Raw genomic sequence first — 12,023 nt, forward strand, 5'->3', positions numbered from 1 at the left:
TTTTTGCATTTTATAGGCCCAATTATGTTTGTAGTATAATTGTTTAAGAATCAATATTTCAACCTTGTACTACTAATGATTATTCCAAATTTTCTTAATTTTCACAAGTGATCGGTTACATTACCTCCTAAAAGATAAAGCAACTGATCACTTGGCAAAGCAAAAAAGTATAAAGCCATTTAAGCTTTATACTCGGCTTGTTCTCCTATTCGTTTTAAGCTCCAATCAAACGACTCAAGCGTCAGCCATGAAGAAAGTGCTTCAATATCTTTTGAGAATATTCGATCCTCTGTAATACTAGGTACCACTTCCCTGCCTTTTGCTAATAGCTTTTTTGCAGCAGAAGAAGCTGAAGCTTTTCCTCGGTATTCCAGCGCCTGCATGGCACAAATAAGCTCAATAGCCAGCACTTTTTGTGCATTCAAAATGATCTGGTAAGCGTGCCGGGCTCCAGTGGTCCCCATGCTGACGTGATCCTCCTGATTAGCTGAGGAAGGGATGGAGTCAACGCTTGCTGGATGAGCAAGGGTTTTATTTTCCGATACGAGAGAAGCCGCTGCGTACTGCATAATCATTGCACCCGACTGCAGCCCTGGATTGGCACTTAGAAATGCCGGCAGACTGTTGAGTTGAGGGTTGACGAGTCTTTCAATCCGCCGCTCGGAAATGTTAGCCATTTCAGCTACGGCTATTTTTAACAAGTCCATTGCTAAAGCAATTGGCTGTCCGTGAAAATTGCCTCCTGAGAGAACAACATTTCCATCCTCTAGAATAAGCGGATTATCGGTGGCTGCATTCATTTCGATCTCAAGTTTTTCTTTGACATACGCAGCACTTTGTCGTGAAGCTCCGTGAACCTGAGGAATGCACCGCAGTGAATAGGCATCCTGGACTCGCTTCTCCCCCTGGTGAGTCGTCAGTTTGCTATCTGATGTTAGAATTCGTATTCTCTCAGCTACTTCCATCTGCTCCTGATAACCGCGTACTTTGTGGATTTCTGGGTGAAAAGCGTCAATGATACCTTCTAACGATTCTAGCGTCATAGCTGCAACCCAGTCACTTTGGCAAAGTATCTTTTCCGCTTCGATATAATTAATAACACCCATGGCTGTCATTGCTTGAGTACCATTAATAAGCGCAAGCCCTTCTTTTGCTTTTAGTGTAAGAGCAGTGTAACCAAGCTGATCATACACCTGCCTTGTCGTTTTAACCTGCCCTTTATAATGCACCTTCCCTTCTCCGATAAGCACTAAGGCGAGGTGGGAAAGGGGGGCTAAGTCCCCTGAAGCTCCTAATGACCCTTGGCTTGGTATGACGGGAATAATCCCTTCATTAGCTAAGTCTCTCAGCCGCTCAACGATGCAGAGACGTACACCTGAGAAACCTTTAAGTAAGGCATTCAATCGTAAAACTACCATAGCTTTACTTACTGGCTCAGGAAAAGGATCACCAAGACCGCATGCGTGTGACCGTATGAGATGCAGCTGTAAGGTGTCAACATCTTGATTGTGAATAAGAACGTCACTGAACTTCCCGAACCCGGTAGTAATGCCATAGACGGTTTCTCCGCGAGCTACGATCCCTTCTACAACTTCTCTGCTTTTTCTCACCCTTTCCATGCTGTCCGTATCTATTTCAATCAGTTCATCTTTATATATAATAGATTTCAATTGTTCTAGTGTTAGCGAGGAACCGTTTAATTCAATCATCGCCATTTCTCCTTTCTCAATAAAAAAGAAGACGACAATGGCATGCGAAATACCATTGCCGCCTCCTCATAACTAATGACTATAGGCAGCCCTTTTATTACCCTATATGATTAATTCCGAGCCCGAATGTCTCATGCTCGAGCCCTTTTACCGGCGCGCCAATCGTTCCATAGAAAGCTACGGCCAGCCATTCTCCTTCATCAAACTTTTCATAAGGAGAGCCACGGACAACAGCAAAGCTCAGCCCCACTGTCCTCATCATTTCTCCAGCAGCCATCTGCCCGCGCATAACTCCTTCTAATGCTTCTAAAATTGCATGATAAAGCGCATGCGTTTCGCGATAAAGTTCGTCTGATATTATATGATTTCTTTTCGCAGAAGTTTCAACAGCTGAAATGACTTTCTGCATGTTCATGGAACCTGACTTTCCACTGCAATAATCAACGTCCTTTAACTGTTCTGTAAAAGGTTCTAACTCATCCAGTGTTAAAGAAGCAACAAGCATCGCTAGTTTTCCTATCGGAATTTTTTGAGTCATCAGCTTCACCTATCCAGTCGTTTCTAATTAAATTGTAAACGCTTTCCAAGTGGAAAGTCAAATGCCGTTAGAACCGTGTCCCAGCACTATTTCCTTTATACATTAATAATAAATCATCTGCTAATTGTGTGACTTAATCCAATATTAACTATCTCAATATAATTTTATTGTTTAATACTTGCCTGAAAGTGGAACTAGAAGATCATAATATATAAAAGGAGTGTTACTCATGGCAGAGAAAGATCCTAAGCAAGCAGCAGCTAAAATGAGTGAAGATAAAAAAGAGGATATTATGCAAAACTTCCAAACGTTTAAAGACTATTTAGGCGACCAAGTTCAAAAAGGCGAGAAACTGGGTCTTGGTGAAGAAGGTTTAACGAAAGGTGCTAAACGTGTTGGTGACTATTTAGCTAAAAATGAAGAACCTAAAAATCGCGAAGAGAAAGTGCTGAACGAACTTTGGAATGTTGCCAATGAAGACGAACGCAAGCATATTGCACACGTTCTCGTAAAATTAACAGATGAAACCAACTAATAGATGAAGCCTGGGTCCTTTACTAAAGAATCCAGGCTATTTTTTATTCAGTTTCGTGCCTCCTGCAATAACCCGTCAAAAATGACAGCATAATGTGGACAGCGCTTTTTACTGCCATGTCCCCTACATCTTTACGCGGGTCCAGACATACGATATCCATCGCCTTCACCTTTTCATGTTCGCCTGCCATTTCAACAGCATCAAACAATTCATAGGTATACATCCCACCAGGAGTCGCAGCGTGAGCCGATATAAATCCAGCTTCCAGCCGTCATTTGACCATACATCATTAACCCTTTTTGATCTAACTCGGGAAAGTGATCCCAATTCGCCCAAGCCGGCACTAAATTTAAGTTTGCAATCAGTACTTTTAGGAGCATCCTTGTGGGAAGGAAAAACGGCAACAGGTTTGCCTGATTGAATGAGTAATGTTTCTTCTTCATTAAAAGAACAGCTCGTAAGGTATTACACCTTTTTATTAAGATCGCTTACTTATATTGTAAAGTATTTTCAGTGAAAAATCGAAAGCAGAAAAAATATCTCTTACAACGTTGTTGTAAGAGAAGTGAGTCTGATCCAAAAGTATGCCGAATATATTATTAACCATTTGGTATCGTCAATTGCTGACCAACTCTTATTAAGCTTGGGTTTGAGAGATTATTAGCTGTTGCGAACTTCTGTACAGTCGTGCCATAACGCAGGGCTATGCTATAAAGCGTATCTCCAGCTTTTACTACATAGGTCGTCACAGGGGGACCGGGCAGTACTAGAACTTGACCGATACGGATGAGGCTCGGATTTTGTAATTGATTGATAGAAACCAGCTCGGTTACGGTCGTTTGATTTGATCGTGCGATATTGTAAAGGGTATCTCCAGCTTTTACGGTGTAAATCTTTGGAGGTGATGCGGGTGTTTGGCCAGAAATTTTAAGGGCTTGACCGATACGAATCACATTGGCATTCGAGAGTTGATTGTCAGAGACAAGTTTGGATACCGACGTATTGTATCTAAGTGCAATACTATAAAGAGTATCCCCTGCTTTCACAATATACGTTCTTGATGAAGCGGAAGGTTTGCCGCTTATTAAGTCAGAAACCATTACAAATTGGTATCCTTGAGCTTTTAAGCTTGTAATGATGCCTGGCAAAGCCTCCGGGGTTCCCGAAGCCCCTGCTCCTGTATGCATTAAAATAATGGAGCCAGGTACTATATTATTCAATACTCTGCTTCTAACGTCAGCTGCTGAATTTCCTTTCCAGTCGACCGTATCTATGTTCCAGTGAATGGTGTGCGTATATCCCGCGTTTCCAACTTCAGTAAGGACTGTGGAATTAACCGAGCCAAACGGCGCTCGAAAAATAGGCTTTGAGGACCGCCCCGTCGTGCTTTTAATGATGGTTTCTGTTCGATCAAGTTCGTCTTTCATTTGAGCAGCCGTCAGTTTTGTAAAATCAGGATGAGTATTCGAGTGGTTTCCAATCTCATGACCCTTTGAAGCGATCTGTTTAATTTTTTGAGGGTGATGATTGGTACCTGCACCAGTGAGGAAGAAAGTAGCTTTCACGTTATAAGTGGACAGTGTTTGAAGAATGGTTTCAACATTTGTTCCATCAGCACCATCATCAAAGGTCAGGGCTACGACTTTACTCGAGGTATTTCCTTTCGTGACAAACTGGGAACTCGCAGCTTCTGCTTGAGGGGGGAGGGTTAGGAAGGAAGCAAGAAAGAGAAAAAAACTGACACTAATCAACAGCCATTTTGTTTTCATCACACTCACCTCTTTTTTAGTATGCTAAAGAAACTAGCATATGTATAAGAGTTTGGAAGTGAGCGGAACAATAAAACTGAAAATTCGATCATTTATAAGTCTATTATACTTCTTTTTTAATAAATAAGGTAGAAAAACCTCAGTAAAAAGTCACTATTTATATTTTCAAGAAGTTCTAGTGAAGAAATCGGTCATACTGCATTTCATAGGGGGAAACAAGCAGGGAAGCTTGACAGTGAGAAGCAGGATCCTTTGTACGAAATTGTCCCGATGCAGATTCGCCTTTAAACGTAGTAATTAGTTCGTAAGATTTTATTTATGGATTCTATTCATATTCATTAACTATATATAATCTACACTCATATAATATAGCGTAGTAGATACAGTTGGGGGTGAATTAAACCATGAGTAAGTGTTGTACCCAATTAGAAAGGATTCCAGTTATATATATTAGAGAAAAGAGTAAAAGAAAAAAGAAAAAGCATAAAGATAAGAAGAAAAAACACAAGGATAAAAAGAAAAACAAATGCAAAAAAATATGTCACATAGGTCCAGTCGTTACAAGGCCGCCAGCCTTGTATTTAAGAGTAAAGACAAACTGTTAGACAAGTCATACGCCACACTTATCTAGCTGAGACGCATTTATTTAAAATGCGTCTTCAGCTTGTAGAGAAACCTTAAAGAGTGTAAAATTCCTGGCATTAGCGAGTGTAAAGGGTTTGAGGAATAGATCACTGGCAAAATCATTTATTCAACCTGTGCCCTTATGAAAGCAGCGTTTGCAAAAAGGTATTCACATTACGAAGGTTTCAAGATTCCATTCTAGTCAAAGGAACGGAAAAAGTGCCGACTCCTGCGGGACGAGCAGACAGGAGAAGCCCCGGAGGTCGCAGACCTAGGAGACTTTCCGTCTTGCCCCGCGGAAAGCGGCGCTTTTTCCTGTTCCTTTCTCCATACTTATATAAAATACATCTTAGCTTTTTCGACAGACTGGATCATGCCCTATTGCTTCTATAACACCAATCATCCAGCCATAACCCCCCTGAAAAACAAGGTTTTGTCTTTTGGCTGAATACCTTAATCATCAATGTATTTTCCAAAGTACAAAAAAAGTCCACTGGAACCAGCAGACTTAACAAAGGAATGAGGTATTCTGTTTAATCAACCGACTCATTTCCTTTGGATAATCAATAAAGGGATTGCGGTTTTTTTGTATGTCATAAATTGCTTGGTTACGGTGGTACTCATAGATTCCCGGCGGCTCTTGATCATGCCATTTCAGCAATAGCTCAATATCCACTCTTTTTTTATAGGTGGACTCTATTATATCTGGATATCTTAGGAAAAAATATAGCATGGCCCTCGACACAATCCCTTTTCCGTATTCGGGTTCAAACCTTTCATCCTCCGCTTTTCCGCACTGATCTTCAATCCGATTGGCTTCTACCTGACCCTCTGGGTAATCTTTAAAATCATAGTAAGGGTAATTGCTCCGAATGGAATTACATAGTGGATCACACGTAAACAAATGATGAAGATCCCCGCGCATCGGTTCTTTTCCTTCAAACCAAGATTGAGGGACGACATGTTCACAATTGAATTTATGTTTTCGCATGATCGACCACACATCTTGGTCTGAAGCCTCTAACTCTGATGTACGCTGCAAAGAGGTTTGAAGATCCTCTTTCATAACTTCCTTAAAGCCCCGTTTTTTTCCAGAATAAATATTCTTAAGTTGAAAATCCGGATATAGATCCACCCATGGGTAGACGTAAATAATGGGATCATAAATGATTTGATTCTTGTGAGTTTCTTGCACCAGGCTCCTAATCTTTCTCAAATCATCCAAATGACCAACCTTAATACCCTTATAATAGGTTTTAACATCTGCCTTATCTTGTTCTTCATCAAAATATTTGTCTTCTCCATGCTCCACTTCTGCAATTGTGTGGTCTATAAGCGCAAAAAGGACATTCAGTTTTCCTTCACTTTCTATACCTGCATACACCTGTGGATTTAACTCGATATGCGCCTCTCCCCTTTGCGGTTTGTTTGTCATTAGTATAAATGCTTTTTCCATAAAAGAAAAACCCTTTATAAGTGGAGGCCGCTGAAAAAGTCCTTTCTAATCTTAAAGAGCTGTTAACGTTTGTTGTTGATTCTCATGCAATATCGGTGGATGCCTGCCGCGGGCACGGCCTCAGCTGACTTGGTCAAGAAGATCACTTGACCAAGTGGATCTTCGGCTAGCGCTGTTCGCGCGACGCACAGGACGTGGCCGGTTTTAATCGACCAGGCGTCACCACCGAACGCTCATCGTGGAATCAACAGAGGTAAAACGAAAAAGAGTGATTTTCTTCGATTTATAAAAGAGAGTCTCTCTTTTGTGTACAATGAAAATAATACATAAAAGTGGGGAATTTCATGTTAGTCCGTCAGTTGTCCATGAATTTAAGCCAGCATAAATTCCACACGGACCTTTATTAAATTTATACTTTTTAAAGACCTACAGTTTTTCAGCGCCCCCCCTATAAGGAGGGAACTTTTTCTGCAAGTGTTTTGTGTGCCGGTGCACTCGCTTTCTGCGGACGAAGGTCCGATCCTCTTCGTGAAAACATACACTGCGGGTCTTGGATCGCCCGTTTTAACCGGTCGAGTAGCAGGAGCCTTCACCGCCTTAGAAAGTCCTTAGCTATAGTGTGACAAATGAATACGGTGAAAATGAAAGTTCCAGAAAAAATTAAAGACTGTCGAGCTTTATCCCGACAGTCTGCCCTCCCTAAAAGAGTGCCTTAGTAATGATGCTTATTTACCTGTTTTCTTAAACACGCGCAGGGTGTAATTTTTCAAACCTGCTTCTGAGCATTCCCTTTCTTCAATCTGTTTAAATCCATACTGTTCAAAAATCTCCCTATAGTTACGCGGGAACAAGCGCCAGTTCTCTGCCTCTTCGGCTTCTACAGTAATAATAAACGCTCTTGATATTCTGGCAAGCTCTTCAAAAACCCATTCACTATCTGGATGAATATGCTCAAGAACTGCCATAGAAAATACTAAGTGAAAAGAATTCGTATGAACTTCCTTAACTACATCTTCAATGGGCCTCTGAAGAATCTCAGCATGTTCTCCTAGTTTTGGATAGGTTTGCTTAAGAGCTTCCACCGCTTCTTCACTAATTTCAATACCTGCAAGCCGCTTATACCCATTTTCATAAAGGTGATTTAAGTTCCGCCCTACGTTACAGCCAATCTCAAGAATATATCCTCTTTTTGATATATATTTCTTTATATACTCAGTTAAGAACTCACTGCGCTCTATTTTACTAGCATACTTTTCAGGAAAACTACTGTTTACCCAATAATCATGAATTTCTTCTATGCTTTTTCGATCTTTCATATGTTAACCTCCTTTATATCAAGGTAGGTTATTATATGATTTTAAAAAAGAAACGTATTGGTGGATGCCATAGATAACTTAATTAGAAGTGATAAAACTGCATTCTCTTTTTACTCTTCACCGAAACCATTCGACTAATCCAATCATACTAAGCAGTCCGAGCAAAAAAGAAAATGTCGCCCACCGTTCATACCCGTGTCCATGAGTTTCAGGGATAAGTTCTTTGTAAACGATAAACAGCATCGCTCCAGCAGCAAAAGCCAGTCCATAAGGAACTAGAAATAAAGCAACGTGCACTAAACTAAACCCAATCAGACTTGAGATAAATTCAATGATGCCCGTAATTCCAGCTAATAATACAGCAGTTCCTCTACGTACGTTTTGGTGGACCAGAAATAATGCAACAAGAAAGCCTTCCGGGGCATTTTGAAGTCCCATCGAGAGGGCAACTACGAGTCCCAGGTTTTCCACTTCACTCGCCAGACTGGCCCCTACAGATAACCCTTCTGGTATATTATGCAGTGTCATAGCGGCGACCATCATCATGGATTGCGAAGGAACGAGGACACCCTTTCGATTATGCTCAATATCAACATGAGGGATAAAATATTCTAAAAGATTAAGAAGCAATGCACCAGCCAGCACACCAAAACAAAGCACAAAGAGATTTGTCAGCTTGAGTGATGCAGGGATTAACCCATACGTGGAGGCAGCCACCATAATGCCAGCTGTATAAGCAAGAATACTATCCATTCGTCGATGGGAAATTCCATGGATAAAAAAGATGGGGAGTGCTCCTGCACATGTCGTAAGAGCACACAGCATCATAACCAGCAGAGTCCATTCCATTTGAAGCCTCCTGAAGAGAAAAGTAAAAGATAACTCTTTACATTCTCCTTCACTATATGTACAAGCTTCTTAGAAAAGACTCTAACTACACACCTTCTATTTTCATTCTCTAAAAAGAGCCCTTCCCTTCGTTTATAGGGAAAAGCTCTAAAAATCACGGAAGATTAAGCTGCCAGGAGACTCCAAATTGATCGACCACCCAGCCAAACTTTTTGCTGAACGAATAATCCGCTAAAGGCATAAGTTCTTTCCCACCCTCCAATAAGCTGCTAAACAAATGAGTGATCTCCTTTTCAGCGTCGCACGTTAAATATATAGAAAAAGAAGGGGTGAACGTAAATTCATGCTGAACGTTACTATCGATACACATAAATTCCTGTCCTTTTAATGAAAATACAGCTTGCTTCACACTGCCCTCTTCCCCTACTTCGTTCGGACCGTATCGATTAATCATTACAACTTCCGATCCTTCAATTAGCGTGGTATAAAAATGGATAGCTTCTTCGGCGTTTCCTTGAAACATTAAAAACGGAGTTACTCTTTCCATCTGGTCTCTCTCCTTTTTTATCAATTAACGAAAAGTTGAATGCCTTAAATTTAAGAGTTTTAATCCTCAAGGCTTGCTTCCGCTGCAATTTTTTCAATTAGCTCGCCAGCTGATATACTCTGGCTCAAACGGGGACTTTGGCCAGACCAAAGCGACATGTACTGAGGCTTATTTTGTTTAGCGGCTTCTTTACGTATGTCTTTCGTTAAGCTGTTTTGCAAAGGATATCCAGGCAGATTCTCTTCATGGTCTCTCATTTCATTTGTAAATTGATTCTTAATTCCGCGTGCCGGCTTTCCACTAAATGCTTTAGTAATAACGGTATCGTGTTCAGGTGTTTTCAAGATTGCTTCTTTATGCTGTAGTTTGGCGCCGCTCTCAACACAAGTGACAAACGCTGTACCAAGCTGAACACCCTGCGCCCCTAAAGCAAATGCTGCTTTAACTCCTCTGCCGTCCATAATACCTCCTGCAGCAATGGAAGGAATACGGAGGTGATCAACAACTTGAGGAATTAAAGACATCGTTCCAATCATGGCTGAATCATACGTATTATAGAATGTCCCTCTATGCCCGCCTGCTTCACTTCCTTGAGCAACGACCATATCCATTCCTCGTTCTTCATTCATTAGAGCTTCTTCGACTGTAGTTGCCGTACCGATAACGAAGATGCCTTCTTTTTTTAAATCACGAATGACTTCCTTTGAGGGGATGCCGAATGTAAAGCTGCATGCTGGTACTTGGTGTTTCAGTGCAACTTCCAATTGATGATCGAAAAGAGAATGAGAAAGCTGGGGCTTCGGTTTTTCATCCAGGTAGAGGCCCTTACGAATCGGTTCCAGTAAATGATTGGTTTTTTCAATCTCTTCTTCGATGATATCGGGGTACTCCGGGATAAAAATATTTACACCAAAAGACCCTCTGGTCTGCTGCTTAATGGCTGTAAGACTTTTCTCCAAATCTTCAATGTTCATATAACCTGCTCCCAATGTACCAAACCCTCCGGCATTCGAGACAGCAGCTACGAGTTCCGGAGTGGTTATCCCTCCTGCCATACCGGCTTGGATAATAGGATAGTCAATTTTCAGCATGGCAGTCACTTCATTATTTTTCCCCATTCCATCTACTCCCTTCCCTTTGGTTTCTTACTTTTATACTAACAAAGGAAGTACATTTGGAATACAAAGAGATTTTTAAAAAAAGAAGAGGTTGAACAATCTGTATAGCCGGCAGTTCAAAAAACAAAAATTCGATGTGTAATTTCTCTTTAACATAAATCATCCGAACTGATTTCAATAGAATCGTTCGGATGAATTTATGATTTATTCAGTTTTGTTCCAGTCGGAACGCGCTTTATTTTCTATCTTTCTCATCGTAAGGAAACAGTTCTTCTGACGCTTCCGTACTTAGGTTTAATTTTCTCTCTTTTTTACCCTTCGTTTCGTAAAGCCCGCTAGTCGCCACATATTTATGAAAAATATATTCAAACACCGCAACGGCTACCGCTGAAAGTAAAGCAGCAGTAAATAATTCATCACCTACTGTCAATGTCAAACCAGCCACCATAAAATAAATGACGACTAAAGCTAGTACAAAATCAGAAAGTGTAGCCATCAAGTTATTTGCCCTCCGCAAAATCAGTAAATCTCCAATAAAATAAGAGATTATACTGAGTACCAATGCGACTAAAAAAACACTGCCAAACGACAATCCATACCCTACTCCTAAAAAAAGAAACAGTAAAGCCGCGAATCCGATTATTTTAGCACCTAAGTATTGAGCATGTTTCAATTAATATCAACTCCTTATTCCTCCTATCTTTTGTGAATATATGGTTTGTATTCGTGCCCATTTCAATTTATGGAAAAAACAGAGATTGTTTATTGGCGATTTTGTAAACTTATGGATATTACTGATTTAAAGTTTATAATACAAAAAACCTCTCTTGATTTTAAATCAAGAGAGGTTTTACGTTTATGAGGATTTCACCCAATATGCTGCTTCACTTTCCGTAGTGGAAGGCGGAAATTGGTCACCTTCATTTAGGTTGATTTCAGCGTGATCTTCACTCTTTTTACCATTTACAAGTTGATCCACTTTATATTTACCGCTCTCTGGTGCTTTTTCACCAGTTTTGTATTGTTTGTTTGCCATGATTAAATCCCTCCGTTATAATTTGGATTAAGAAATTGTTTATGCCAGTAATCAATTTCTTACATTTTCAAAAAGTGTTGAGGTCGTAATGATTGGTTTTGGTTTTATACCATTACTAAGAATTACGGCCGCCTTTTTTTCCGATCTTCTCATAATGTTTTTCTCCGTATTTCTCACTAGTGGTTTCTCCACCTTTTTGGCCGATATTTTCAAAGTGTTTTTGGTCGTATTCTTGACTTGTCTTCTCTCCACCCTTTTGACCAATGTCCTCGAAGTGTTTTTGACTATATTCCTGGCTAGTCGTTTTTCCACCTTTTTGGCCTATGTTTTCAAAGTGGTCTTGACTATATTCCTGGCTGGTTGTGTCTCCGCCTTTTTGACCAATTTCTTCAAAATGCTCCTGGCTGTATTTGTTGCTTGTTTTTTCTCCACCCTTACGACCTGCTTCTTCTCTGCTCATCTTTCCTTGATTGTTATTAGCCATTTCAATGTATCCTCCTTTAATTTGTATTACACTTTCATACGT

13 protein-coding genes and 1 pseudogene are annotated in these 12,023 nt (G+C 40.4%); 1 reads left to right on the forward strand and 13 read right to left on the reverse strand.

What is annotated here, in order from left to right; all coding sequences use genetic code 11:
* Positions 1-179: 179 nt before the first annotated feature.
* Both hutH and hutP read right to left on the reverse strand, forming a co-directional pair.
* Positions 180-1,709, reverse strand: a complete 1,530-nt coding sequence (gene hutH / locus ACGTNH_RS17210; protein WP_394588167.1) for a histidine ammonia-lyase — start codon at positions 1,707-1,709, stop codon at positions 180-182.
* 97 nt (positions 1,710-1,806) lie between these two features.
* On the reverse strand, positions 1,807-2,247 hold the full coding sequence (hutP, locus tag ACGTNH_RS17215; protein ID WP_394588169.1) for a histidine utilization transcription antiterminator HutP: 441 nt from the start codon (positions 2,245-2,247) through the stop codon (positions 1,807-1,809).
* Positions 2,248-2,476: 229 nt separating this feature from the next.
* Between hutP and ACGTNH_RS17220 the strand changes: the two genes are divergently transcribed.
* Positions 2,477-2,782: a DUF3243 domain-containing protein gene (locus tag ACGTNH_RS17220; protein ID WP_394588170.1), complete on the forward strand. Its 306-nt coding sequence runs from the start codon at positions 2,477-2,479 to the stop codon at positions 2,780-2,782.
* 43 nt (positions 2,783-2,825) lie between these two features.
* Here ACGTNH_RS17220 and ACGTNH_RS17225 read toward each other — a convergent pair whose 3' ends face one another.
* From ACGTNH_RS17225 to ACGTNH_RS17275, 11 genes and pseudogenes are all read right to left on the reverse strand, one after another.
* The gene (locus tag ACGTNH_RS17225) at positions 2,826-3,050 is read right to left on the reverse strand and encodes an arginase family protein (protein ID WP_394588525.1); all 225 of its coding nucleotides are present in this window, start codon (positions 3,048-3,050) and stop codon (positions 2,826-2,828) included.
* Positions 3,022-3,220, reverse strand: a pseudogene (locus ACGTNH_RS17230) (urocanate hydratase); the annotation flags it as partial. The gene ACGTNH_RS17225 and the pseudogene ACGTNH_RS17230, both read right to left, overlap by 29 nt.
* A gap of 161 nt (positions 3,221-3,381) precedes the next feature.
* Entirely contained in the window at positions 3,382-4,551 is a 1,170-nt protein-coding gene (locus tag ACGTNH_RS17235) for a LysM peptidoglycan-binding domain-containing protein (protein WP_394588171.1), read from the reverse strand.
* A 1,132-nt stretch (positions 4,552-5,683) separates the two neighbouring features.
* Positions 5,684-6,631 (reverse strand): endonuclease I family protein, encoded by a 948-nt coding sequence (locus ACGTNH_RS17240; RefSeq protein ID WP_394588172.1) that lies wholly within the window; start codon positions 6,629-6,631, stop codon positions 5,684-5,686.
* Positions 6,632-7,356: 725 nt separating this feature from the next.
* Complete coding sequence (locus ACGTNH_RS17245; RefSeq protein WP_394588173.1) at positions 7,357-7,947, reverse strand: class I SAM-dependent methyltransferase; 591 nt, start codon at positions 7,945-7,947, stop codon at positions 7,357-7,359.
* A 117-nt stretch (positions 7,948-8,064) separates the two neighbouring features.
* Positions 8,065-8,796 carry a ZIP family metal transporter gene (locus tag ACGTNH_RS17250; RefSeq protein ID WP_394588174.1) on the reverse strand — a complete coding sequence of 244 codons (732 nt, stop codon included), beginning with the start codon at positions 8,794-8,796 and terminating at the stop codon, positions 8,065-8,067.
* Between the two features lie 154 nt (positions 8,797-8,950).
* Positions 8,951-9,343: a VOC family protein gene (locus ACGTNH_RS17255; protein ID WP_394588175.1), complete on the reverse strand. Its 393-nt coding sequence runs from the start codon at positions 9,341-9,343 to the stop codon at positions 8,951-8,953.
* 59 nt (positions 9,344-9,402) lie between these two features.
* Positions 9,403-10,461 (reverse strand): NAD(P)H-dependent flavin oxidoreductase, encoded by a 1,059-nt coding sequence (locus ACGTNH_RS17260; RefSeq protein ID WP_394588176.1) that lies wholly within the window; start codon positions 10,459-10,461, stop codon positions 9,403-9,405.
* 235 nt (positions 10,462-10,696) lie between these two features.
* Entirely contained in the window at positions 10,697-11,134 is a 438-nt protein-coding gene (locus ACGTNH_RS17265; protein ID WP_394588177.1) for a DUF2512 family protein, read from the reverse strand.
* Positions 11,135-11,317: 183 nt separating this feature from the next.
* Complete coding sequence (locus tag ACGTNH_RS17270; protein ID WP_188378050.1) at positions 11,318-11,497, reverse strand: YjzC family protein; 180 nt, start codon at positions 11,495-11,497, stop codon at positions 11,318-11,320.
* Positions 11,498-11,612: 115 nt separating this feature from the next.
* Complete coding sequence (locus tag ACGTNH_RS17275; RefSeq protein WP_394588178.1) at positions 11,613-11,981, reverse strand: glucose starvation-inducible protein B; 369 nt, start codon at positions 11,979-11,981, stop codon at positions 11,613-11,615.
* Between the last annotated feature and the right edge of the window lie 42 nt (positions 11,982-12,023).

Origin of the sequence: Halobacillus sp. B23F22_1, from assembly GCF_043497005.1 — a bacterium.
Lineage (GTDB): Bacteria > Bacillota > Bacilli > Bacillales > Halobacillaceae > Halobacillus_A.